At 68.8% G+C, this 22,210-nt stretch carries 23 protein-coding genes; 9 read left to right on the top strand and 14 right to left on the bottom strand.

All coding sequences use genetic code 11. The features are described from left to right. Nucleotides 1–190: 190 nt before the first annotated feature. Together ABGA98_RS07120 and ABGA98_RS07115 are read right to left on the bottom strand one after the other, a co-directional pair. Nucleotides 191–1,483 carry an ArsB/NhaD family transporter gene (locus tag ABGA98_RS07120; protein WP_347617336.1) on the bottom strand — a complete coding sequence of 431 codons (1,293 nt, stop codon included), beginning with the start codon at nt 1,481–1,483 and terminating at the stop codon, nt 191–193. Further along, entirely contained in the window at nt 1,480–1,980 is a 501-nt protein-coding gene (locus ABGA98_RS07115) for a CBS domain-containing protein (RefSeq protein WP_347617335.1), read from the bottom strand. The genes ABGA98_RS07120 and ABGA98_RS07115 overlap by 4 nt, the downstream gene beginning before the upstream one ends. Before the next feature lie 138 nt (nt 1,981–2,118). Here ABGA98_RS07115 and ABGA98_RS07110 point away from each other — a divergent pair, with 138 nt between their 5' ends. Both ABGA98_RS07110 and ABGA98_RS07105 read left to right on the top strand, forming a co-directional pair. Continuing rightward, nucleotides 2,119–2,568, top strand: a complete 450-nt coding sequence (locus ABGA98_RS07110) for a MarR family transcriptional regulator (RefSeq protein WP_347617334.1) — start codon at nt 2,119–2,121, stop codon at nt 2,566–2,568. Nucleotides 2,569–2,806: 238 nt separating this feature from the next. After that, nucleotides 2,807–4,036, top strand: coding sequence for a cation:proton antiporter (locus ABGA98_RS07105; protein WP_347617333.1), 1,230 nt, complete (start codon nt 2,807–2,809; stop codon nt 4,034–4,036). A 6-nt stretch (nt 4,037–4,042) separates the two neighbouring features. Here ABGA98_RS07105 and ABGA98_RS07100 read toward each other — a convergent pair whose 3' ends face one another. From ABGA98_RS07100 to ABGA98_RS07070, 7 genes are all read right to left on the bottom strand, one after another. Beyond that, nucleotides 4,043–6,433, bottom strand: coding sequence for a PEP/pyruvate-binding domain-containing protein (locus tag ABGA98_RS07100; RefSeq protein ID WP_347617332.1), 2,391 nt, complete (start codon nt 6,431–6,433; stop codon nt 4,043–4,045). Further along, entirely contained in the window at nt 6,375–6,821 is a 447-nt protein-coding gene (locus ABGA98_RS07095) for a MarR family winged helix-turn-helix transcriptional regulator (protein WP_347617331.1), read from the bottom strand. Before ABGA98_RS07095 ends, ABGA98_RS07100 begins: the two co-directional genes overlap by 59 nt. 186 nt (nt 6,822–7,007) lie before the next feature. Further along, nucleotides 7,008–8,564, bottom strand: coding sequence for a hypothetical protein (locus ABGA98_RS07090; protein WP_347617330.1), 1,557 nt, complete (start codon nt 8,562–8,564; stop codon nt 7,008–7,010). After that, entirely contained in the window at nt 8,561–9,433 is an 873-nt protein-coding gene (locus ABGA98_RS07085) for an ABC transporter ATP-binding protein (RefSeq protein WP_347617329.1), read from the bottom strand. The genes ABGA98_RS07090 and ABGA98_RS07085 overlap by 4 nt, the downstream gene beginning before the upstream one ends. After that, nucleotides 9,426–10,100 (bottom strand): helix-turn-helix domain-containing protein, encoded by a 675-nt coding sequence (locus tag ABGA98_RS07080; protein ID WP_347617328.1) that lies wholly within the window; start codon nt 10,098–10,100, stop codon nt 9,426–9,428. Before ABGA98_RS07080 ends, ABGA98_RS07085 begins: the two co-directional genes overlap by 8 nt. A 135-nt stretch (nt 10,101–10,235) precedes the next feature. Next, the gene (locus ABGA98_RS07075; RefSeq protein WP_347617327.1) at nt 10,236–11,156 is read right to left on the bottom strand and encodes an NlpC/P60 family protein; all 921 of its coding nucleotides are present in this window, start codon (nt 11,154–11,156) and stop codon (nt 10,236–10,238) included. A 317-nt stretch (nt 11,157–11,473) separates the two neighbouring features. Further along, nucleotides 11,474–12,325 (bottom strand): F510_1955 family glycosylhydrolase, encoded by an 852-nt coding sequence (locus ABGA98_RS07070; RefSeq protein WP_347617326.1) that lies wholly within the window; start codon nt 12,323–12,325, stop codon nt 11,474–11,476. A 167-nt stretch (nt 12,326–12,492) separates the two neighbouring features. Between ABGA98_RS07070 and ABGA98_RS07065 the strand changes: the two genes are divergently transcribed. The 3 genes from ABGA98_RS07065 to ABGA98_RS07055 all read left to right on the top strand — a co-directional run bounded on the left by ABGA98_RS07065 (nt 12,493) and on the right by ABGA98_RS07055 (nt 14,296). Then, nucleotides 12,493–12,894, top strand: a complete 402-nt coding sequence (locus ABGA98_RS07065) for a hypothetical protein (RefSeq protein ID WP_347617325.1) — start codon at nt 12,493–12,495, stop codon at nt 12,892–12,894. A gap of 76 nt (nt 12,895–12,970) precedes the next feature. Next, nucleotides 12,971–13,594 carry a DUF305 domain-containing protein gene (locus tag ABGA98_RS07060; protein ID WP_347617324.1) on the top strand — a complete coding sequence of 208 codons (624 nt, stop codon included), beginning with the start codon at nt 12,971–12,973 and terminating at the stop codon, nt 13,592–13,594. A gap of 273 nt (nt 13,595–13,867) precedes the next feature. Then, on the top strand, nt 13,868–14,296 hold the full coding sequence (locus ABGA98_RS07055) for a carboxymuconolactone decarboxylase family protein (protein WP_347617323.1): 429 nt from the start codon (nt 13,868–13,870) through the stop codon (nt 14,294–14,296). Between the two features lie 3 nt (nt 14,297–14,299). Here ABGA98_RS07055 and ABGA98_RS07050 read toward each other — a convergent pair whose 3' ends face one another. The 5 genes from ABGA98_RS07050 to ABGA98_RS07030 all read right to left on the bottom strand — a co-directional run bounded on the left by ABGA98_RS07050 (nt 14,300) and on the right by ABGA98_RS07030 (nt 20,104). Beyond that, nucleotides 14,300–14,842, bottom strand: a complete 543-nt coding sequence (locus ABGA98_RS07050) for a DUF4396 domain-containing protein (RefSeq protein WP_347617322.1) — start codon at nt 14,840–14,842, stop codon at nt 14,300–14,302. Between the two features lie 277 nt (nt 14,843–15,119). Beyond that, a complete protein-coding gene (locus tag ABGA98_RS07045; protein WP_347617321.1) occupies nt 15,120–17,492 on the bottom strand; it encodes a heavy metal translocating P-type ATPase in 2,373 nt (790 codons plus the stop codon). Between the two features lie 122 nt (nt 17,493–17,614). Beyond that, a complete protein-coding gene (locus tag ABGA98_RS07040; protein ID WP_347617320.1) occupies nt 17,615–18,565 on the bottom strand; it encodes a M56 family metallopeptidase in 951 nt (316 codons plus the stop codon). Beyond that, nucleotides 18,562–18,936 (bottom strand): BlaI/MecI/CopY family transcriptional regulator, encoded by a 375-nt coding sequence (locus ABGA98_RS07035; protein ID WP_347617319.1) that lies wholly within the window; start codon nt 18,934–18,936, stop codon nt 18,562–18,564. Before ABGA98_RS07035 ends, ABGA98_RS07040 begins: the two co-directional genes overlap by 4 nt. Nucleotides 18,937–18,961: 25 nt before the next feature. Further along, on the bottom strand, nt 18,962–20,104 hold the full coding sequence (locus ABGA98_RS07030; protein ID WP_347617318.1) for an FAD/NAD(P)-binding oxidoreductase: 1,143 nt from the start codon (nt 20,102–20,104) through the stop codon (nt 18,962–18,964). A gap of 151 nt (nt 20,105–20,255) precedes the next feature. On the opposite strand from ABGA98_RS07030, the gene ABGA98_RS07025 reads away from it, so the two are divergent. The 4 genes from ABGA98_RS07025 (at nt 20,256) to ABGA98_RS07010 (ending at nt 22,204) form a co-directional block, all read left to right on the top strand. Continuing rightward, nucleotides 20,256–20,465 carry a heavy metal-associated domain-containing protein gene (locus tag ABGA98_RS07025; protein ID WP_347617317.1) on the top strand — a complete coding sequence of 70 codons (210 nt, stop codon included), beginning with the start codon at nt 20,256–20,258 and terminating at the stop codon, nt 20,463–20,465. A gap of 246 nt (nt 20,466–20,711) precedes the next feature. Next, nucleotides 20,712–20,993: a metal-sensitive transcriptional regulator gene (locus tag ABGA98_RS07020; RefSeq protein ID WP_347617316.1), complete on the top strand. Its 282-nt coding sequence runs from the start codon at nt 20,712–20,714 to the stop codon at nt 20,991–20,993. A gap of 27 nt (nt 20,994–21,020) precedes the next feature. Further along, nucleotides 21,021–21,233 (top strand): cation transporter, encoded by a 213-nt coding sequence (locus tag ABGA98_RS07015; protein ID WP_347617315.1) that lies wholly within the window; start codon nt 21,021–21,023, stop codon nt 21,231–21,233. Next, nucleotides 21,230–22,204, top strand: coding sequence for a hypothetical protein (locus tag ABGA98_RS07010; RefSeq protein ID WP_347617314.1), 975 nt, complete (start codon nt 21,230–21,232; stop codon nt 22,202–22,204). The genes ABGA98_RS07015 and ABGA98_RS07010 overlap by 4 nt, the downstream gene beginning before the upstream one ends. The last annotated feature ends 6 nt before the right edge of the window (nt 22,205–22,210 follow it).

Raw genomic sequence — 22,210 nt, 5'->3', positions numbered from 1 at the left:
GGCGAAAGTCCCGTCCGAAGGTCCCCCTCGGGCGGCCACGCCCCGCCGGACAACCTCGTGATCGTCAAGGAGAAAGACGCACATCATGCCTCTGGCGCTGTCTCGTCCCGCCCGGCGCCCACAGGGACCAAGGTCCTTGGCCGATCTCTCAGCGGCGACGTGCGTCTTTCTCGGCTCCGCGAGGTGAACGTCAGGTCAGGTAGCGCAACCAGAGGTACGGCGCGGTCAGCGTGATGGTCACCACGGTGACGACCAGGCCGTACTTGGTGAACTGCCAGAAGCTGATCGGGGTGCCGTTGCGGGCGGCGATGCCGAGGATGACGACGTTGGCCGCCGCGCCGACGGCGGTGGCGTTGCCGCCCAGGTCGGCGCCGAAGGCCAGCGCCCACCACAACACCTGGGCCTGGTCGTTGCCGCCGCCCGCCTGGACCAGTTCGGCGACGATGGGACTCATGGTGGCGACGTACGGGATGTTGTCGACGATGGCCGACAACCCGGCCGAGGCCCAGAGCAGGCCCATAGTGGTGAGCTCCATCCGGCCTTCGGTGGCGGCCGTCGCGGCCTGGGAGATCTGGCCGATCACGCCGGTCTCCACGAGCGCGCCGACCATGACGAACAGTCCGGCGAAGAACACCAGCGTCGGCCACTCCACCTCCTCGATCGCGTCCGCGGTGGTGACCTTCGTGGCGGCCACCAGGACGCCCGCGCCGAGGATGGCCACCACCGACGGCTCGTAGTGCAGCACGGGATGGAGCACGAACCCGATCATGACCAGGGCCAGCACGGTGAGGCTCTGCCAGAGCAGCCGCGGGTCGGCGATGGCCTCCCGCTCGTTGAGCGCCATGATCTCGGCCGCGCGGTCCGGGTCGTAGGTGAAGGACTTTCTGAACAGGATCCGGCACAACCCGATGAAGACGATCATCAGCACGATGACGAGGGGCGCCATGTGGACGAGGAAGTCGTTGAAGCTCAGGCCCGCGCGGCTGGCGATGATGATGTTCGGCGGGTCACCGACCAGGGTGGCGGCGCCGCCGATGTTGGAGGCCATGGCCTCGGCGATGAGGAACGGCGCCGCGTGCAGCGCGAGCCGTTCGCACACCAGGAAGGTCACCGGCGCGATCAGCAGCACGGTGGTGACGTTGTCCAGCAGCGCCGAGGCGACGGCGGTGATGACCACCAGCAGCACCATCAGCCGGTACGGATGGCCCTTGGCGCGTTTGGCCGCCCAGATCGCCAGATATTCGAAGATGCCGGTCTGTTTCAGCACGCCGACGATGACCATCATGCCGAGCAGCAGGAAGATGACGTTCCAGTCGATGCCGGTGTGCTCGTCGAAGAACGCTGCTCCGGCGTCGGTGGCGTGGATCAGCAGCATGAGGCCGGCGCCGCCGAGCGCGGCGGCGACGCGGTGGATCTTCTCGGTGGCGATCAGTGCGTACGCGCACAGGAAGACCGCCACGGCCAGCCATGCGGTGACGGTCACGCGGCCACCGCCCGGTCCAGCAGCGCCTGCAGCGTGACCGCGCCCAGCAAGCGCCCGTCGCTCACCACGGCTACGAGCGGGCTGTGCGTGCGCGCCATCAACGCGGCCAGCTCCAGGATGGTGGCGTCGGGGGCGCTGATCGGCAGTTCGCGCGGTTGTGCCGGTAGTGCCTCGCGGACGGTTCGGCCGGTCAGAGCGTGCAGGAACCGGTCAGCGTGTGGTTCGTCGACGACTCGCGCCAGCGCCGGATCGTCCTGGCAGTAGCCGGGCACAGCCAGCCGGAGCACCTGTGTGCCGGGCAGGATGGTGACGGGCAACCCGTGGTCGTCGACCACGATGAGGCCTGGCAGGTCCTGTTCGGCGAGGAGCAGGGCGGCGTCGTGCACGGATGTGTCCGCGGTGACGGTCGGAAAATCGCATGCAAGATCGCTTGCGCGCAACTTCGTGCCTCTTTCGTGATCGACGGTGAGAATCGCCGACCAGACTTCCCGGCACACCTGTCACCAACGTATCAACTATCCGCGAACGGTGGCGACCGGCCGCGTACGGGCACAGAACGGGCACGATCACGTCCCGCACGCGGATGCGAACCTTCTATTCTGTTCGGAACGCTCCGAACAGAATAGAATCTGTGCGTGACCGGTGTCGAGGAGTTCGTGGAGAGTGCCGGGCTCTACTTCGAACGTTTGGGACTCAGCCGTACGGCAGGCCGGGTCATCGGCGTGCTCCTGGCCGATCCGGACGATTCCGCCGACGCCCCCAAGTTGTGCGGGCAGCTCGGCGTGGCCAAGAGCAGCATGAGCGTCGCCCTGGGCCAGCTCGAACGAGGCGGGCTCGTCGAGCGCTTCCGCCCACCCCGGGAGCGCCGCGATCACTACCGGCTGACCGAGGACGTCTTCGGACGCGCGTTCAAGGCCAAGATGGCCGAGTTCACCGCGTTCGCACAGCTCGCCGAACAGGGCCTGGCCGCGGTCGGCCATAACCCCAAGAGCCGGGCCAGGCTGGAGCTCATGCGCGACATGTACGACTTCATGGGCCGCGAGTTCCCCAAGCTCCTCGACCAGTGGGACCGAGAGCGCCACTGACAGCCGGACAGCGCTTGACGGCACCCGAGCCCCTCCGCCGCGCCCGTCTTGACGCGTCCTGATAGGTTCCCTGCAGGTGCGCCGGGAAGTCTGGTCGGCAGTTTCTGCCGCCGATCGTGGAGAAGGGCTTGACGGGTCGCCATCCGGGCCGAGGTTGCTTTGCCGCAGTCAGCGTGGTGAGCCGACAGGTTCGGTCGGTGGCATTCGTCGGTGTTCGACACAAAGGAGAGGCCACCTGATGGGTGCGCTGTCACTCGCGTTCGCGGGCATGCTGATGCTGGCCGTGCTGCTGTCCAGCCTGGCCCACCGCACCATCCTGTCCACGGCGGCCCTGTTCCTGGTGGCCGGGTTCGTGCTCGGCGATGGCGCGCTGGGCGTGGTGTCACTGCGGCCCGGCGACGATCTGGTCGCCACGCTGGCGGAGCTGGCGCTGTTCGCCGTGCTGTTCACCGACGGCATGCGGGTCGGCTGGAAGGATCTGCGTGGCGCGTGGCGTCTGCCCGGCCGGGCACTGGGGTGGGGGCTGCCGCTCACGCTGATCATCACCGCGCTGGCCGCCCATTACCTGCTCGGTCTTGGGTGGGTCGAGTCGCTGCTGGTCGGCGCGATCCTGGCGCCGACCGACCCGGTGTTCGCCGCCGCGCTGGTCGGAAACGACAAGGTGCCGCCCCGGCTGCGGCAGCTGCTGAACGTGGAGTCGGGCGTCAATGACGGCCTGGCGCTGCCGTTCGTCATGGTGTTCCTGGCCGTCGCGGCCGGCTCGGACGACCTGCATCTGGGTGAGCTCAGTCTCGAACTCGGCCTCGGCATCGTGATCGGGGTGGCCATCCCGTGGCTGGCGATCAAACTGGAGCAGACCCGCTGGTTCTCCGCCTCCACCCAGTACGAACCACTCAACGGCCTGGCCATCGGCCTGCTGGTGCTGGCGGTGGGCAAGGCCACGCACGGCAACCTCTTCCTGGCGGCCTTCGCCGCCGGGATCACGGTCGCCACCTTCGGCGAGCGGCAGCGCGAGTCGTTCGAACATTTCGGCGAGCTCATCGCCGAGCTGTTGAAGCTGGCGGCGCTGTTGGTGTTCGGCGCGCTCATCACTCCCGCCCTGCTCGGCTCGGTCGGCTGGCAGGGCTGGCTGTTCGCGATCCTGGCACTGGTGCTGGCCCGGCCGGTGGCGATCTGGGTGTCGTTCCTCGGCTCCGGGCTCAGCGTGCGGGAGCAGGCCGCGGTGGCCTGGTTCGGCCCCAAGGGCTTCGCCTCCGTCGTCTACGGATTGATCGTCCTGGCCTCCGGCATCACCACGGCCCAGAGCGTCTTCCAGCTCGTCGCGGTGACCATCGTCCTGTCGATCATCCTGCACTCCTCCACCGACGTCGTGGTCGCCCGTGGCTTCGACGACGAGCGTGACGTGCCCGCCTGGTTCGGTATCACACGCCGGCTCCGCGGCCGCGCCCAGGAGGATGCCCCGTCATGAGCCGGTTCATCCCTCCTCTATTCGCACGGTCCCCGCGGCGCCGTCGATGGTGATGAGCTGCCCGGTTCTGATCTCGTGGGTGGCGTTGCGCACGCAGATGACGGCCGGGATGCCGTATTCCCTGGCGACGGTCGGGCCGTGCGCGACCGGGGAGCCGGTCTCGGTGACCAGGCCCGCCGTGGTCAGGAAGAGCGGCGTCCAGCCGGGGTCGGTGGTGGGCGCGACGAGGATCTCGCCGGGCTCGATGTGCGCGTCGGCCGGGTCGCGGATCACCCGCGCCCTTCCGGTCGCCCGACCCGCCGCCCCGGCCATGCCGGTGAGCACTCCGTCCTCCACGGGGCCTTGCGGCGCGAGCGCCTCCACGTCGGTGCCGTCCGACAGCAGGGCTCCGGGTACGGTGGGCCGTCGCAGCTCACGCTCGTACTCGGCCCGCCGCGCCGCGATCACGGGACGGAGATCCGCACCCTGAACGGCCTGGCGTGCCTCGACCAGGTCGAGGAACATGATGTCGTCCGGTCGCTCGAACAACTCCTCGCCGACCAGCAGCAGTTGCTCCCGCGCCGCCCGCAGCGGGATCAGCCAGGCGAACTTGCCGATCTCGCGCAGGCCGGTGAGCTCGCGCGACCTGCGCATGAGGAATGTCGCGATCCTGCCGCGGATCGGCCGCCTGCGTCGGGCGCGCCGCGCCAGCGTGGTGAGCATCCGCTCGGCTCTCGCCGCTGCCTGCTCGAACCGCCGGTCCGGTGCCTGGTCGGGGTCGTCCACGCGCAGGTAGTTGGCGATCGTGGAGAACAGCGGCGCCGGGTCTTCCGCCCACCGTGGCGTACCGACGTCGATCTCGGCGGCGGCGCGCATGCCGTACGTGTCCAGGAACGCAGCCATGCCGATGTCGGGCAGGTCGCCTTCTCGGTAGCGGGCGGCAAGCTCATCCGAGGGGGTTTCCCCGAACAGGCCGCGGTGCTCGCGCGCCTTCACCGCGAGTCCCCACAGGGCCAGGTCCATCTCCGTGGTCACGTTGTACGGCATGCCGCCGAGGACGGTGTCCAGCTCCTCCTCGGTGGCCACGCCCTGAAGCAGGGCGGCCGGGGCGGTGCCCGCCATGATGCCGGCGACCAGCGGCCACATGATCCCCTGCATGTCCAGGGTCATGACCGCCTTGTGTGAGTCCTCCGCCGCCCAGCGCAGCCGCTCGGCGGCGGTCGCGTTCTTCCCGGGCGGCACGGTCAGCCGCCTGATCTTCTCGACGCCACGACGGGCCTTGACCCGTGCGGCCTCCGGCCGGGCCAGGGCGGAGACGAGCCCGGCGACGGCCCGGGGCGTGATGAGCGCCGTCGCCTTGATGACCGTGCGCATCCTGAACGGCAGGCCGGGCCGCGGGGCGAAGCGCGGATCGTGCATCATCCGCTGCACGGCGCCCTGCACGCGCGGACCGTACACCTCCAGCGAAGCTCCCAGCCGCCTGCGGATCGCCTTGTTGCGCAGGAAGTCGGTCAGGTCGAAATAGAGCCTGCCGCCGATCGGAACCATCCGGGGCAACGGATCACGCTGATCGAGCTTCGCGCCGGCAGCTTCGAACCACGGGGCGGCGCCGGCCTTGAGCATCGACACCCCCATCGGGGTCATCGGCCGCAGCATGCCCTGGATGTGCCCGAACTCCAGGTAGAGCCGGGTCTCGCCGGTCGCAGGTGGCGCCGGGAACAGCGTCGTGATCGGGCGGGACTGCAGTAACCACAACGCGCCGTCCCGATCGACGGCCCACTCGATGTCCTGCGGCGACCCGAAGTGCTCCCGCAGCCGCAGTCCTGCCGTACGCAGGTCCTCCAGCCAGCCGTCCTGGGCGGCATCGTCGTCGAACTCGTGGTGGTCGGGCACCACGGCGCCGTCGACGATCGCGGTGCCGAGTCCTTCCGCGGCGTCGACGACCATCTGATTGCGCCGCCCGGTGATCGGGTTGGCCGTGAACAGCACACCGGCCCGTTCGGGGTCGACCATCCGCTGCACCACGACGGCCATCGCCGCGTCCTCGATGCCGGCGTTGGCCCGGTAGGCCACGGCGCGCTCGGTGTGCAGGGAGTCCCAGCAGCGGCGGACGGCGTCGATCAGCGCTTGTCTGCCCTCGACGTTGAGGTAGGTGTCCTGCTGCCCGGCGAAACTGGCCTGAGGCAGGTCCTCGGCGGTGGCACTTGAGCGCACCGCCACCTTGCCGCCGCCGAGACGCTCGTAGGCGTCGACCAGCTCCGTCTCCGGGACGTCTCCTGTGACATAGGCTTCGACGGTCACGCAGAAGCCGTCGGGGACCCGCTCACCGGCCCTGATCATCTCCCCCAGCCCGGCAGCCTTACCGCCCACCAGGTCGATCATCGAAGCGTCGATCTGAGACAGCTGGATCAGCTTCATCCCGTACCCTCCTCGCAGCCTTGGCGAAAAGCTCCAGCGCCTGGAGCACGATCTGCTGCTCCTGCTCGGTGAAGTGCTCCCAGAGCCGCATCTGCGCATCGACCCTGAGCCGGCGAATCCGTCGCAGCAACGCGGTGCCCTGCTCACTCACCCGGATCCTGCGGGCGCGGCGATCCCGCTCGTCCTCGTACCGCTCCACGAGCCCGCGCCGCACCAGCCCGTCGACGATCCGGCTGGTCCGCGAGTCGGAACGGCCGATCAAGGCGGCCAGTTCCTTGACCGTGGGCTCCTCGCCACGGTCGAGCACCTGCAGCATGACGTTGTCGATCAGCCGCAGGTCGTCGTCTTCATGGACGTGCAACAGCGAGGGCAGCAGGTCGCGCTGCATCGAGGCGAGCAGTTGCTCTATGTGGTCACGCCTATTCATCTGCTTTCCCGCATTAGATGCCAACTAGCAGACAAACTAGCGCGGGCGCGGGCGCCCGTCCACCCTCCGGCTGGGGCGGTGGCCGTCCCCCTCGCCGGCCGCACGCAGCGGGGCGTCCCCGCGTTCGCGGCGCGCGGCCGGCTGGAGTCACAGAGCCAGATCGCGGCGGCGGAGCCCGTACAGGCCTGCCGCAGCGAAGCCGGCGGCCACGAGCGTGAGCCCGATCAGCGTGCCCGGGCCGGGGCTGGCCAGCGTGGAGTAATGGACGTGCGCGAACGGGGAGACCATGAAGAACGAGTCGCTCACCAGCCCGACCTCCCAGCCGACCTCCACAGCGATGGCCAGCAGGAGTGCCGTCCACCCCACGACCGCCCCGGCCCGCCGGAACAGCCCGAACGCCGCCACGGCGATCCCGGCCATCACCCAGACACCGGGCAGGAGGGTCGTGGTGATGGCCAGGCCACCGGCGAAGTCCCCGTCGCCGAGGCCCAGCGTGAGGCCGGCGAGCACCAGAACGGCGACAGGCACCGCCACCGCGAACACGAGCTGGCTGACCACCCAGCGCGTCCGGCTGACGGGATGGGACAGGAAGAGTTCGGTGGCCTCCTCGCCGCGCAGGCGGAGCACCGTCATGATCGCGTACAGGGAGACGGAGTACATCGCCAGCTTGTACACGACGAGGCGGAAGAAGATCTCCGTGGGATCGTCGGTCCCCGTCCGCTCGGCCCAGAAGTCCAGCGCGCCGCTCTGGCCGAACGTCTCGATGGCGGTCTGCCCGCCCAGCCCGACCGCCGTACCGATGAAGGCGGCACCCGCGACCCACGCCAGCGCCATGCCACGGTGCATCCGCCACGCCAGCCCGAGCGGCCCGCGCAGGCCGTTCGGCGCATGGGCAGGACCGAGCCGCGGCGGCAGGAGGCCGGCGCCGATGTCCCGGCGGGCCGACAGCGCGTAGGCCACCCCGACCAAGGCCGCGGCGAACGCCGCGACCAGCAGGAACACCCACCACCGCTCGCCGCCGAAGGCGCGGGCGCGCAGGATCCAGCCGCTCGGCATGAGCCAGCCCAGCCATTCCATGCCCGGGCCGCCCACGTCGCTGACGCCGCGGACCAGGTACGCCCCGAAGAACACGGTGAAGGCCGTGGCTCCGGCCACCCGAGCGCTCTGAGTCACCTGCACGGCCACCGCGGCCAGCGCGGCCCCGGTCCAGCCACCCGACGCGGCCATCAGCCCCCAGGCGAGGGACCCGGCCAGGGGAAGCCCGGCGCTCACGCCGACCACGGTGATCAGTACGGCCAGCACCAGGTTCGCGCCCAGCACGACGGCGAGAGCAGCGGTCAGCGGCGCGTGCCGCCCCACGGCGGCCGAGCCGACCAGCTCACGTCGCCCCTGCTCCTCGTCGGAGCGGGTGTGCTTGACCAGCAGGATGACACTGGCCAGGGCAGCGAAGATCATGGTGGCGGCCCCCCGCTGCTGAGCGGCGGCCGCGCCCAGGCTGTCGCCGTACGCCGGCCCCTGCATCAGCAGGATCACGGGGTTGGCCGCGATCTCGTTGACGTAGTGCAGGCGCGCCTCGGGAGTCGGGAGCAACTGGCGGATGGTGGCCACCGTGGTGGTGACGAAGAGCGCGACCAGCAGGAGCCACAGCGGCTGCCAGACGCGGTCGCGGCGCAGGATCAGCCTGATCAGTGCCGGCGTGTTCATCGGTAGTGCCTCATGAACAGCTCTTCGAGGGTGGGGGGCTGGGCGGAGATGTCGCGCACGCCGTGCTGCGCCAGCCGGGCCAGCACCTCGCCGATGTGGTCGGTGTCGGCCTGGAACTGCACGCGGCCACCGTCCAGGCGGAGGTCGTGAACATGGGGCAGGCCGCCCTCCGGCACCGTGTCCAGCTCCGCCGTGACCGAGATGCGCGTGAGATGGCGCAACTGCGCGAGCGTGCCGGCCTCCACGATCCGGCCGTCCCGGATGATGCTCACCCGGTCGCAGAGCGCCTCGACCTCGGCGAGGATGTGGCTGGAGAGCAGGACCGTACGGCCGGCGCGCCGCTCCTCGGTGATGACCTCGCGGAAGACCGCCTCCATCAGCGGGTCGAGACCGGAGGTCGGCTCGTCCAGCAGCAGTAACTCGACCTCGGATGCGAGTGCGGCGATCAGCGCGACCTTCTGCCGGTTGCCCTTGGAATAGGTCCGTGCCTTCTTGCGCGGATCCAGGGCGAAGCGCTCGACCAGCTCGTCGCGCCGCTTGGCGTCGGTGCCGCCGCGCAGGCGGCCGAGCAGGTCGATCACCTCGCCGCCGGACAGGCTCGGCCACAGGGTGACGTCGCCGGGGACGTACGCGAGCCGCCGGTGCAACTCGACGGCCTCGGCCCAGGGATCCCCGCCCAGCAGCCGGACCTCGCCGGCGTCCTTGCGCAGCATGCCGAGCAGGATGCGCAGGGTCGTGGACTTGCCGGCGCCGTTGGGGCCGAGGAACCCGTGCACCTCTCCTTCCCGCACGGTCATGTCCAGGCCGTCCAGCGCGCGGACCCGGCCGAAGCCCTTGACCAGTCGACGGACTTCGATCACATCAGGCATCGGGGTGCTCCTTCTTGTGAAACTCGGTGACGGCCTGACGGAGCCGGCTTCCCTGCTCGGCGGCGAACCACTCACCCATGTGCGCGTAGACATCGGCCAGGGCGATGCCGATCAGGCTGGAGTTCGCGCGCTGCAACACGTCGATGCCGAGCCGCCGGGACAGATGATCGTGCAGCACGATCGTGCTCAGATGCATCGCCGCCATCACGACGGCCCGTTCGCGAACCTTCGCTTCGCCGGGAGGGAACTCATCGGGCCAGGTGGCCGTGAAGAACCGCTCCGCGGCCTCGGCGCCTTCGTCGAACAACGCGGCCGCCACCGGCGAGTCCTCGACCAGGGCCCGCGCGAGATAGCGGACGCTGAGCTCGCTCGCCTCGTACATCCCCCGCAGGAATTCGGGGTTGACGTCGGCCCCCTCCTGGACCTGGTCGGCGGCACCCAGGATGACGTCGCGGACATGCTGGTCGCAGGCCTCCCGCAGCCCGTCCTTGGAGCCGAAATGGTGCTGCACCAGGCCGACGGAGACGCCCGCGGCGTCGGCGATGTTCTTCAACGTGGTGGCCTTGACGCCCCCGGCGGCGAACTGGGCCAGTGCGGCGTCGCGGATGCGGGCACGCGCGGTCAGGTCTTCCGGCGGACGATCCCCGGCACTCGACGGTATCGACATACCGCAAACAATATGCTCATATTGTCGGCCATATCAAGATATTGGCCGAAGGCATGCTGCTCCGTGTACACGTGCCGCTGCACGAGCAGCCGAGACCTCACCAGACCAGGTATCGGCGGAACGTCGTTGCTGCTGTCACGGGCGGACGGCGCCGAGGAGGCGGTTGCGCCAGTAGCCGTCGAGATCGCTCACCTTGATGACGTCCCCGGTCTGCGGTGCGTGGACCATTTTCCCGCCGCCGGCGTACATCCCCATGTGTCCCAGGCCCTTGCTGAAGAGCAGGTCGCCGGGCTGCAGCGCGTCGAGGGGAACACGACGGTCGGCGCCCCAGCTCCATTGGGTGTACGTGGTGCGAGGGAGTTCGACCCCTGTGGCGCGCCAGGCCGCCTGGGTCAGGCCGGAGCAGTCGTACGAGCCCGGTCCGGTGCCGCCGTACTGGTAGGGCTTGCCGATCTGGGAGAAGGCGAACTGCAGTGCCGTCCGCGCGTTGCCGGAGGCGGGGCCGGTGTACGGGATGCCGGGGCTGTTGGGGTCGCCGGTCTGGAAGGCGCCGAGCCGGCGAAGGAGCTTGGTCTGCTCGGTGACGAGTTCGTCGACCTTCGTCTTCTCGCCGCGTACCTTGTCGCGGGCGGTCTTGGCCTCGGCCAGGGCCCGTTCGGCCGCGGCGCGCCGGTCGCGCAGCTTCTTGGTGGTCGCCTCGAAGACCCTGACTTTCGCGGCCCTGGCCCGCACCAGTTGATCCAGGGTGGCCATGCTGCTCAGAAAGGTCTCGGTGCCGCCCCCGGTGGTGAACCTGGCCCAGCCGGTGAGCGGCCCTGACTGATAGTCCCCCACTGCCGCGGTGACGAGATCTCTCCGCAGGGCCGTCGCCTGCGCGTCCATGCGCCTGGCGTCGGCGTTGAGAGCGTCGTACCTCTTCTTGGCCGCCTTGTACGTCTCGGCGGCCTGGTTGTACTTCTCGACGAGCTGGTCGGCCTGTTCGTTCAGCTTCACGAGCTTGGCCCTGGCCTGGGCCGGCGACGGATCCGCGGTGGCATTGCCCGGCGTGGAAAGCATCACAGCCAAGGCCAGCGCTGTGGCCACTGCTGATCGCCCGAGCCATGTCGGCACTGCCACTACGATGCCTCCTCGTAATCCTGAATCTGGGGCGACATAGTACAGAAGGTGGGAGGTCTGGCTGGCCAGTTCACGGCGACTTTCCACGGTCCATGAGACGTACTATGCGAAATAGCCGTGTCTCCCTGGATCGTTGGATCGGCATCGTCATCAGCGAGGGATGGCTGACGCCTTGCACGGGATGTCGATGTGGGCGGGCACCCGGATGGGGACGACGACGCTGTTGATCCTCGTGTCCCGCGCATCTGCAGGGAACGTCAGCCGCTGGCCGGGCGGAAGACGGTGGTGAAGTTCGTGCCTCCGTTCGTGGACTCGTACACGGTGCCGTCCTCGGCCGCGGCGAAAAGGTGTTGCCGGTCGACGGCGGTGAACGCCACGGCGGGAGCCGGGAGCCGGCCGCTCGTCCGCCACGTCTCGCCGGCGTCGACGCTCATATGCACGTGACCGTCGGCGTCCGACCCGATCAGGAGGTCGGCAGCAGGGGCCTCGATCTGGCCGAGCGGAGGTGCGTCCTTCATCGGCTCGAAGTCCATGCCGCCGTTCCCGCTCACCTGCACGCCACTGGTTGTGGTCGCATAGACGCGTTCTGGCTGCGTGGCATGGGCGGCGAAGTCGATGACCTCTTCATCGGCACCCTGCCGCCAGGTTGCACCGCCGTCGACGCTGGCCCGAACGCGGCTGGTCTGGCTGTCGTAGCCGTAGAGTGTCGACCCTGCTTGTTGCAGGGCGTGGAAGTCGGCGACTCCGCGCTCGGAGACGGTCTTCCACGTCGCGCCGGCATCAGTGGTACGGATCAGACCGAGATGGGGCGGGGAGCCGGTGTCGGCTTCGCCGGGGTGACCGCTGGCGAGGAAGGTCTTGGGGCCGACCACTGTGAATCCCATATGGTCCTGGACGCGCCCTGCCACCCGATGGGCGGTGTTCGCGGACGTGACCCTGAAGAGGCCGTAGTGCCCGGCAAGATAGAGAGCGCCGTCGGACGGATCCACGCCGAGGCCGTGAATGTGCCCGACGCCTGGATCGCCGGCCTGGGCGGCCTTATCGGACTGCCCGCACGACGCCAATGAGAGCACCACGATCGCCGAAACGGCAGCACGAATCCCTCGCATGACGCGGAGTCTACTAAGCAGCGAGCGCAGTACTATCAGCCTTAGTCGCTGGGCTCAGGTGAAACTCACGCCCGGTCGTGAGCGCATGAGAGGTAACTGGGAGGGGGGCAATGGGTAGACGGGCCCGACGACTGCACCCCTCTCGGCTGCGATGGTTGTTGCCACTGATGCTCGTTCTGGGTGTCTGGGGGATGCACACGCTCGGTCATCTCGCCTCGCACCACGGTGAGAGCACCGAGATGGCCTCGTACGAGATGAGACCTCCGGAGGCGTCACACGGTGGCATGCCGCCGGAGCGGCAGGGTGCGTTCCCCGAGCAGGTGATGTCCGCCGGCGTGTTCAGCGGATCCTCACTCGTCTCCGGCGCCTCGCATTGGCTCGACCCGACCGATGTGTGCCTGGCCGTGCTGCCCTCGCTTCTCATCCTGTTGATCGCGGCGATGCGGTTCGGGTCGCGACTCCGGCATGGCGGAAAGGCCGCCAACGCGCTGGGGGCGGGTGGGGTGGCGAGGTCGCCACCACGTCGCTTCGCTCCCACCTTCGTCGAGCTCTCGGTGATGCGTACATAGGCCGACCATCAGGGGGCGGCTTCCTGGTCGTCCCAGATGTCGGCTCACGTACCCCGATCACAGAGAAGACCACCACATGTTCACGAAGACCAGGGAATTCGCTGCTGCCGTCGTCCTGTCGGGCGCCGCGCTCACCTTTTTGAGCGCGTGCGGTGGCACGGACAGCGGCTCCATGGCTGGACACGAGATGTCTGCCATGTCCAGCAGCGCGCCTGCCGCTACGACGGCCGGCACCCAGCCGAGCGCCGATTTCAACGACGCGGACGTGATGTTCGCGCAGATGATGATCCCGCATCACCAGCAGGCGGTCGAGATGGCCGAGCTCGCGGAGACCCGGGCGTCGGACAAGGAGATCAAGGAGCTGGCGGCAAAGATCAAGGCTGCGCAGGATCCGGAGATCAAGACCATGCGGGGCTGGCTCGCCGCCTGGGGTAAGCCGATGTCCAGCGGCGGCATGGGCCATGACATGGCCGGAATGATGTCCGAAGAGGACATGACGAAGCTGGAAGGGGCCAAGGGGGCCGCGTTCGGCCGGCAGTTCGTCGACATGATGATCGCTCACCACAACGGTGCGATCGAGATGGCGCGCACCGAGCAGTCACAGGGTGCGAACCCTGAGGCGAAGGCACTGGCGAAGACCATCGAGACCGCTCAGCAGGCCGAGGTGGAGCAGCTGCAGGAGATCCTCGAAAGGCTCTAGAAGAGAGGTCGGCTGCCCGCCCGCCGGGCAGCCGACCCGGCCTGTCGCCCGGCCGGCCGGAGCGAGCCGCTCGGGCGGCCCGACCACCTTTCGTGCCTCCTTCCGAGGAGGGCTTCGGCGAAGGTCTGTTGGAATACCCCCTATGGGTATATCGTTCATGGCAGACAAGGAGGATTCATGAGACGTCTTCAAGCACTCGATCCGGCCGACGCGCCTGCGAAGTCCCGCGAGCTACTAAGCGACATCGTTGCCCGGCATGGTGGAGTGGGTGACATGGTGGCCACGATGGCCCACTCGCCCGCCCTGCTCCAGGGCTATCTGGACTTCTCCCGAGCGATGAAGCGGGTGAAGATCCCGCGCCCACTGAGCGAGAAGATCTCCCTGGCCGTGCAGGAGTGGATCGGTTGCGCGATGTGCCTGTCGGCGCACACCGAAGCAGCGCGGGCGGCGGGCTTGAGCGAAGCCGACATCGCGATGGCGCGGCAGGGCACGTCCACCGACGCGCGGGAGGCCGCCTTGATCGCCCTGGCCGTGCGTGTGCTGGCCGAACCCTCGTCCATCACTGACGAGGATGTGGCGGAGCTGCGTGCCCTTGGATGGAGCGACCGGGTGATAGCCGAGATCGTCGGCCTGGTCTCGCTCAACCTGTTGACCGGTGCCTTCAATCTCCTCATAGGCCTCGAGCCCCAGGAGATCTCATAGCGCTCAGTGGCCGTGGTGGTACTGGTGCATTACCGCATGACCCTTGCCCCGGGAGATCAGCCACTTGTTCACCGGTGTCGTCACCACGAAGGCCACCACGAACGCTCCAGCCAGCGCCACCCAGAACAGCCAACTGGCCAAGCCGGCGTCCATGGCGCCGGGCACGGTCAGCATGACCGCGTTGTCCACGATCTCCATGACCGCGATGGAGATGGTGTCCGCGGCCAGCGCGACCTTCAACGCGGTGCGGAAGTCCACTCCGGTACGGAGGACCCCGCGCATCGTCAGCGCGTAGCCGAACACGAAGGCCAGCGCCACCGCGAGCGCGACTGTGGCCATGTTGGACATGCCGGTGGCGGTGCCGATGACCATGCCCAGCACTTCGCCGATGGCGCAGCCGGTCAGGCAGTGCAGCGTCGCCTGCGCGGCCATGCCCCATGTGGCTGAGGACGGGGTGCCGGCGTGATGCCCGGCGTGTTCGGCGTGCTCGTGCTCGCTGGACTCGGTTGGTCGTGAGCTCGCGTGATGGTGACCGCTGTGGTCCAAAATGATCCTCCTTAGTCGCGAAGTTTTACACTATACGGGTAGGAGGTGTACAAAGATTGGGGGGTGTGACCAGCACAATGGCTTCAGTCTGCGCCTCGTGAGGGTTGAGCCAGAGCCGGCTCCATGGCTCAGTGACTATAGGGCATAGTAGAGATGTCCACTGGACGACGTTTCTGCTCACGGGGCTCGTGGTCGCGTGTCGCGGAGCACGGCCCACGCGCTTTGGCTTCCCGAACGGGGTGACGGCGAGTAACTGATCACAACCGGGCGAGCCGGGTCAATCTTCCGAGGCGACAGGGCGTGGCAGGCGAAGGCCCTTGAGGGTGAGCGCGTTGACAGCGACGATGAAGCTCGATCCGGACATCGAGAGTGCGGCGATCTCGGGCCGCAGAACCAGCCCGAAGGCAGGTTCGAAGACGCCGGCCGCGATCGGCAGCGCGATCGCGTTGTAGCCGATCGCCCAGCCGAGATTCTGGCGCATCTTGCGCAACGTCCCGCGACCGATGGTCAGGGCGGTGGGTACGTCGAGCGGGTCCGAGCGCATGAGCACCACGTCGGCGGTCTCGATGGCGACATCGGTCCCGGCGCCGATGGCGATGCCCAGGTCGGCTTGGGCGAGTGCCGGGGCGTCGTTGACACCGTCGCCGACCATCGCGATCTTACGCCCGCCACGCTGCAGTTCCGCGATCTTCGCCGCCTTGTCGCCGGGTAGCACCTCGGCGATGACCGTGTCGATGCCCAGTTGGTCGGCGATGCGCCGGGCGGTGGCTTCATTGTCACCGGTCAGCATGATGACCTCGACTCCGGCCTCGTGAAGTGCGGCCACCGCGGCGGCCGACGTGTCGCGGGGCGCATCGGCGATACCGATCAGCCCGGCCGCGCGCCCGTCCACGGCGGCGATCACCGCGGTACGCCCGCCTGCGGCCAGTGCCTCGCGTCGAGCGGCCAGCCGGCCCAGGTCCAGGCCCTCGGCCAGCATCAACTTCGTGTTGCCCACCACGACCCGATGCCCGTCCACCTCGGCCTTGGCGCCGTGGCCGGGGACGTTCTCGAAATAGCGCGCCTGCCCGCCGCCCGGGGCACGTGTGTCGGCATACCGGACCACGGCCTCGGCCAGGGGGTGCTCGGACTCGCGCTCCACGGCGGCGACCAGTCGCAGCAGTTCGGATTCCGCCATCCCTTCGACGATCACGTCCGTGACCTCCGGCTCACCCTTTGTCAGCGTGCCTGTCTTGTCCATGACGACGGCCTGGATGCGGGCCGATGTCTCCAGCGCCATGGCGTTCTTGAACAGCACGCCACGTTTGGCGCCCAGACCCGTGCCGACCATGATCGCAGTGGGTGTGGCCAGCCCGAGCGCGTCCGGGCAGGTGATCACGACGACGGTGATGGCGAACAGCATCGCCGTAGCGGCAGTCGCCCCCGCGAGCAGCCAGGCCGCCAGCGTGAGCGCGCCGCCGATGAGCGCGACGAAGACCAGCCAGAACGCGGCCCGATCGGCCAGCCGTTGTCCCGGGGCTTTGGAGTTCTGGGCCTGCTGGACGAGCTTGACGATCTGGGCCAGCGCGGTGTCGGCGCCGACCTTGGTGGTGCGCACCCGAAGCGTGCCGTTCTTGTTGATGGTCGCGCCGACGACCTCGGAGCCTGGGGCCTTGTGCGCGGGCAGGCTCTCGCCGGTGACCATCGACTCGTCGACTTCGCTTTCGCCCTCGATGACCTCGCCGTCGACGGCGATCTTCGAGCCGGGGCGAACCAGCAGCACATCACCGACCACGACCTCGGCCGTGGGGATCTCCACCTGTTCGCCGTCGCGGATCACCACCGCCTTGGGCGGTGCCAGGTCGAGCAGTGCTCGGATCGCGTCGTTGGCGCCGCCCCTGGCCCGCATCTCGAACCAGTGCCCCAGCAGCACGAACGCCGCGAGCACGGTGGCCGCTTCGTAGAACACCTCGCCGCCACCGGTCAGCGTGATGTAGAGCGAGTACAGCCAGCCTGCGCCGATCGCCACGGCGACCAGCACCATCATGTCCAGCGTGCGTGCGCGCAACGCCCGTACGGCGCCGTCGAAGAAGATCCACGAGGAGTAGAAGATCACCGGCAGACTGAGGATCAACGCCCACACGTCCTCGCGTAGCCCGAACGGCACCGGGACCTCAAGGCCGAACACTTCCCGGCCGATCGGCGACCAGATCAGGATGGGGACGGACAGCACGGCCGCCACCAGGAACCGGTTGCGCATGTCGGCGACCATGGCCTCCATGGACATGGCGCCGTGCCCCATCGTCTCGCGGGGTTCCGGCCCGGTTTCCGGCTCCGCACGGGGCGGCTCGCGCACCGCCTGCGCGGCGTGGTGGTCGGCGTGCTCACCTGATGGGTCGGGCTCTGCCATGGGATCGCAGACGTGCGATGGTACGGACTGCCCCGCGCAGTGGTAGCCGCACTCCTCCACCCAGCGGCGCAGCTCGGCCATGGACGTGACGCGGGGATCGAACACCACGGTGGCGGCCTGGCCGACCGGGTTGACCTCGACCTCGACGACCCCTGGGCGTCGGCTCAGCACGGCGCGGACCACGTTCTGCTCCGTAGCCCACTGCAGCCCGCTCACGTCGAGAACTGCCGTACTGCGATCCTTGCTGACCTCGGCGTTCATGATGTCCCCATACCCGCCCCGTGCATTTCATGGCGACCGTGGGGTGAGTACGGCCGGGCTGGGACTGGTTGAGCCCGCCCCGCCGCTCGATCCGGGCGGGCAAGGGCGCGTTCACCACCAGGTCAGAAGGAGAGGAGCGAGTGGCAGTGGTGGGCCAGGAAGGAGCTGATGCCTGGCACCAGCGCAATGGTGGCGGGCCCGCCCAGCAGTACGGCGACGGTGAGCAGTCCCGTCAGGCGTTCACGGCGGCCGAGCGGCGCTTCCGGATTGAGCATGCGGCGTACGCGGGTGAGGGCTGTCTCGCCACCCGCGCCCAGCGTGAACGCCGGCGCGCGGCCGGTCGCCAGCCGGACCAGCGCGGCGGCGATCTGCGTGCGCGGGTGGCGGCGGGCGGCGACGTCGTCGGCGAGGAGTTCGACCAGCCGCGCGATCTCCGTCCTGGCCCGCTCGAACAGCGGGACTCCGGGGAACGCCCTGGCCACGGCCTCGCCTGCGGCCAGCACGAGGTGATGCCGTCCGCGCAGATGCGCCTGCTCGTGCTCCAGCACCGCGGCCACCTGCTCAGGGGCCAGGCTGCGCAGTGCTCCCGTGGTGATGACCATCTGGGAATGCCGGCCCGGCACGCAGTAGGCCAGCCGCTCGTCATGGTCGATCACGACGGCGCCGAGATCGGTGTCACGCTGACCCAGCAGACTGAGCAGCGCCGCGTGATCCCTCCGTTCCGCAGCCGCTCTGTAGAGGACGGCTGCGCCGCAGTAGGCCACCCTGACCAGCACCGAGCCGGCCGCCACCAAGGCTGCGACACCCCCGGCAGTCAGACCCCCGCCGTCGCTGAGCATGTCGGCACAGGCCTCGAACAGCCCGGCGAGGCCGTGGCCCACGACATCGGCGGGCACGGCGAACGCCAGGGCTGCCAGCACGGCGGATGCGACCACGGAGGCGACCGCCGCCTGCCAGACGACGATCGCGAGCCGCGGCGCCCGTTCGGCCCAGCCCGCGGCTCGCCGTCCGAGCTCCGGCAGCCAGATGGCGGCGACGACCGTGTAGAGCGCCAGGACCCCGGCTGCGATCATGCCGATCCGCCCCTTGGCGAGATGACCTGGAGCGCGGCTTCCAGCGCCGCGGCCTCCTCCAGCGTGAGCCGTTCCAAGAAATGCACGAGAGTGGCGGCCTGGTTGCCGCTGACCGCCAACGCACTGCGCATCAGGTCGGCGGTGTACGCCTCCTTCGAGGCCACCGGCTCGTAGAGGTAGGCCCGGCCGGCGGACCGCCGCTTGAGCAGGCCCTTGGTGTGGAGGTTGTCCATCACGGTCATCACGGTGGTGTAGGCGATCGTCCTGTCCTGCCGGAGATCTTCGAGCACGTCTCGGACGGTGGCCGGTCGCCGTCGGGCCCACATCCGATCCATGATCGTTGATTCGAGCTCGCCGAGGCCGCGCATCATGACGTCATGGTACCGGCGAACGTGGTCAGGACGTCTGGCGTGCCGTGATCGCCCGCTTGAGCCTGATCAGCTCCTTGGGGAGGTTGACGGCGACGGCACCCACGGGCACGCCGTTCCGCGTGAAGCTGACGGCGAAGCGGTCTTCGCCGGGGCTGCCCGCGACGATGCTCGCCTCGTCGGCCAAGTGCGGTAGCCCGGCCGTCTGGATGCGGGCGCCGTGCACGTGCGTGGCGAAGTTCGGCGTATCTGCGAAGGGCTGGGCGTTCTCCGGGCCGGCCAGCAGGTTGCGGGCGGCGACGGCGCCTTGCTCGTTCGCGTTGGACCAATGCTCGACGCGTACGAACGCCCCGTCGTACAGGCCGTGCCGCCAGCGGGCCACGTCACCGGCCGCCACGATGTCCGTCGAACCGAGGGCGAACAGCGTCGGCTCGCACAACACGCCGTCGTCCACGCTCAGGCCGCTGTCGTCCAGCCATTCGGTGTTGGGCACGACGCCCATGCCTCCGATGACAAGTTCCGCGGTGAGAGAACGACCGTCGCTGAGGTGTACCTGGCCTCCGTCCACGCCTGTGACACGGACGTTCGTGATGAGGTCGACGCCGTGGCGCTCGTGGTGCGCGGCCAGCCAGCGCGCCGCCTCCTCGCCCAGTCCTGTGTGCATGGGGTACGGGGAGGAATCGACGAGAGTGACTTTCCGGCCGAGCTGACGTGCCGTGGAAGCCACCTCGCCACCGATGAAACCGCCGCCGATGACAAGGACATGTTCGTGCCCGGACGCCAGCTCCGCCCGGAGTGCGAGCGCGTCCTCGATGGTGCGCAGCGTGTGGACGCCGTCCAACTGCCGGGGTCGGGCGCCGGTGGCGATGACGAGGCCGTCGTAGGCGAGTTCGGTCCCGTCGTCGAGGGTGACAGTCCTGCTCGCAGCGTCCAGTTGTACGGCATGCCTGCCTCGTAGCCACCGGTCGTCGAGCTCCTCGGATCCTGGGAGCGTGACGTCGTCGTCACCGTGCAGCACGCTCTTCGACAGCGGCGGGCGGTTGTACGGGGCATGTTTCTCGGCGCCGACCAGCGTGATCTCGCCCTCGAAACCCTCGCGGCGCAGCGCTTGCACGGCCCGAAGTCCTGCCAGCGAAGCACCGACAACAACGATCTTGTGGAGTCTCCTCATGCCTGGAAAGATACCTATAGGGGGTACCAGTGGCGCAATGTGACAGATGTCTCATATACCCCTAGCCCGTATAACTTGCCTCGGCGCGTCACCGGGCATACCTTCTCTCGGGAAGATACCCATCAGGGGTATCCAGGAAGGGGAAGCAGCGATGAGCACGAACACGTACAAGGTGTCCGGGATGACCTGTGGCGGGTGCGCCGGCAAGGTCAAGGCCGAGATCGGCAAGGTCGCCGGAGTCTCCTCGGTCGAGGTCGAGCTGGCGACCGGACAGGTGACCGTGGCTTCGCCCGAGCCCCTCGATGACGCCGAGATCAGGAACGTCGTGGAAGAGCTGGGCTACGAAGTGGTCGCCGCCTGACCGCGACATCCGCCACCTGCGGCCGGGGATGATGCTGCCGGGCGGGATCCCCGGCCGGGTCATCGGCGCCCGCGTCATCGTCACCGTCTTGGGGTGGCAACCGAGCATGTCGGGCTCGCTGGATGGGCGTCCGGCATCCGTGAGCCGTCGTGGCACCATCAAAACGATCAACGCGGCGGGGCTTGCCAGGGGAATACCATAGGGGGGTATGGTGTTAACGAGGAACCGACGAGGAAAGGGGTGAACATGGCCGGATACGCCGGAAGCAAGCAGGACCATGCCATGCGGCTGCGCCGTATCGAGGGGCAGGTCCGCGGGCTGCAGCGGATGGTCGAAGACGACAAATACTGCATCGACATCTTGACTCAGGTGTCGGCGGCGACCAGCGCGCTGAAGTCGTTCTCCCTGTCGATGCTCGAACAGCACCTGGCCCACTGCGTCGCCGAGGCCACCCTGAAGGGCGGGCCAGAGGCTGACGCCAAGGTCCAGGAGGCCTCCGAGGCGATCGCCAGACTTGTACGTTCCTGACCCGACCGATGTGAAGGAGAGACCGATATGAGCACCACAGCCACCTACACCGTCAAGGGCATGACCTGCGGCCACTGCGTCAGTTCGGTCAAGGAAGAGGTCACCGAAGTGGCCGGGGTCGCCAACGTCGAGGTGGACCTGGCGACCGGGCTGCTGACCGTGGACAGCGACGGCCCCATTGACCCGGCGAAGATCATCGCCGCCGTTGAAGAGGCCGGTTACGAAGTGGCGAACCAGTGAACACCGCAGTCAAGCTCGGCTCCTACGTCCTGGGCCTGGCCGTCGTTTTCGGCGGCGCCCTGGGCGTGGGCAAGGTGGTGGGGCCGGTGGGGACCCCCCCGGCCGAGGACCACGCCGCCATGACGGCGCCGACCGCCGGCGCGAGTGCGGGACACGGGGAGCACGCCACCGAGCAGGTGAAGGACGATACCCCTGGGGGGCTCCAAGTGTCCGACAATGGCTACACCCTCAACCCGCTCACCGCGACGATCAAGCCCGATGAGCCGACCGACTTCCGCTTCTCCGTGACCCGGCCTGACGGTGAGCCGGTCACCGACTACCAGGTCGAGCACGGCAAGAAGCTCCACTTCATCGTCGTGTCCCGCGACCTGAGCACCTTCCAGCATCTCCACCCCACCGAAGCAGGTGACGGCGTCTGGTCGGTCAAGCTCACCCTGCCCAGCGCGGGTGCGTACCGCGCTTTCGCCGACTTCGTCCCCACCGGCGGCGATGCTCTGACGTTGGGCACCGACCTGCTCGTCGCCGGCGATTTCGAGCCGAAGGCGCTGCCGAAGGCCAGCCGTACGGCCGACGTCGACGGATACGCGGTCACCCTCGACGGCGAGCTGACGCCCGGCCAGTCGAGCAAGCTCACCCTCAAGGTCAGCAAGGACGGCAAGCCGGTCACTGACCTGCAGCCTTACCTCGGCGCCTACGGCCACCTCGTGGCCCTGCGCGCCAGGGACCTCGCCTACTTGCACGTCCACCCCGACGGCGAGCCCGGTGACGGCAAGACCAGCGCCGGGCCGGAAATCGTCTTCTACGCCGAAGTGCCCAGCACCGGCGACTACCGGTTGTTCCTCGACTTCCAGCACGAGGGTAAGGTCCGCACCGCGGACTTCACCCTCGGCGCGGGGGAGCGGCCGGCGATCCCGACCCCCACACCGACGCCCACATCGACCGGCCACGCCGACGACGGCCACGGCCACTGAGCGAGA

The organism is Nonomuraea sp. B1E8, assembly GCF_039871515.1.
Classification (GTDB): Bacteria; Actinomycetota; Actinomycetes; order Streptosporangiales; family Streptosporangiaceae; genus Nonomuraea.
This window is presented reverse-complemented; position numbering and strand designations above follow the sequence as displayed.

Bases quoted from the DNA above. Each gene is read 5' to 3' on its own strand.
- ABGA98_RS07045 (WP_347617321.1), bottom strand. From the start codon at position 17,492: ATGAACGCCGAGGTCAGCAAGGATCGCAGTACGGCAGTTCTCGACGTG.
- ABGA98_RS07080 (WP_347617328.1), bottom strand. From the start codon at position 10,100: ATGTCGATACCGTCGAGTGCCGGGGATCGTCCGCCGGAAGACCTGACC.
- ABGA98_RS07105 (WP_347617333.1), top strand. From the start codon at position 2,807: ATGGGTGCGCTGTCACTCGCGTTCGCGGGCATGCTGATGCTGGCCGTG.
- ABGA98_RS07070 (WP_347617326.1), bottom strand. From the start codon at position 12,325: ATGCGAGGGATTCGTGCTGCCGTTTCGGCGATCGTGGTGCTCTCATTG.
- ABGA98_RS07095 (WP_347617331.1), bottom strand. From the start codon at position 6,821: ATGCAGCGCGACCTGCTGCCCTCGCTGTTGCACGTCCATGAAGACGAC.
- ABGA98_RS07060 (WP_347617324.1), top strand. From the start codon at position 12,971: ATGTTCACGAAGACCAGGGAATTCGCTGCTGCCGTCGTCCTGTCGGGC.
- ABGA98_RS07035 (WP_347617319.1), bottom strand. From the start codon at position 18,936: ATGATGCGCGGCCTCGGCGAGCTCGAATCAACGATCATGGATCGGATG.
- ABGA98_RS07100 (WP_347617332.1), bottom strand. From the start codon at position 6,433: ATGAAGCTGATCCAGCTGTCTCAGATCGACGCTTCGATGATCGACCTG.
- ABGA98_RS07055 (WP_347617323.1), top strand. From the start codon at position 13,868: ATGGTGGCCACGATGGCCCACTCGCCCGCCCTGCTCCAGGGCTATCTG.
- ABGA98_RS07085 (WP_347617329.1), bottom strand. From the start codon at position 9,433: ATGCCTGATGTGATCGAAGTCCGTCGACTGGTCAAGGGCTTCGGCCGG.
- ABGA98_RS07090 (WP_347617330.1), bottom strand. From the start codon at position 8,564: ATGAACACGCCGGCACTGATCAGGCTGATCCTGCGCCGCGACCGCGTC.
- ABGA98_RS07020 (WP_347617316.1), top strand. From the start codon at position 20,712: ATGGCCGGATACGCCGGAAGCAAGCAGGACCATGCCATGCGGCTGCGC.
- ABGA98_RS07065 (WP_347617325.1), top strand. From the start codon at position 12,493: ATGCTCGTTCTGGGTGTCTGGGGGATGCACACGCTCGGTCATCTCGCC.
- ABGA98_RS07025 (WP_347617317.1), top strand. From the start codon at position 20,256: ATGAGCACGAACACGTACAAGGTGTCCGGGATGACCTGTGGCGGGTGC.
- ABGA98_RS07075 (WP_347617327.1), bottom strand. From the start codon at position 11,156: ATGCTTTCCACGCCGGGCAATGCCACCGCGGATCCGTCGCCGGCCCAG.
- ABGA98_RS07040 (WP_347617320.1), bottom strand. From the start codon at position 18,565: ATGATCGCAGCCGGGGTCCTGGCGCTCTACACGGTCGTCGCCGCCATC.
- ABGA98_RS07015 (WP_347617315.1), top strand. From the start codon at position 21,021: ATGAGCACCACAGCCACCTACACCGTCAAGGGCATGACCTGCGGCCAC.
- ABGA98_RS07030 (WP_347617318.1), bottom strand. From the start codon at position 20,104: ATGAGGAGACTCCACAAGATCGTTGTTGTCGGTGCTTCGCTGGCAGGA.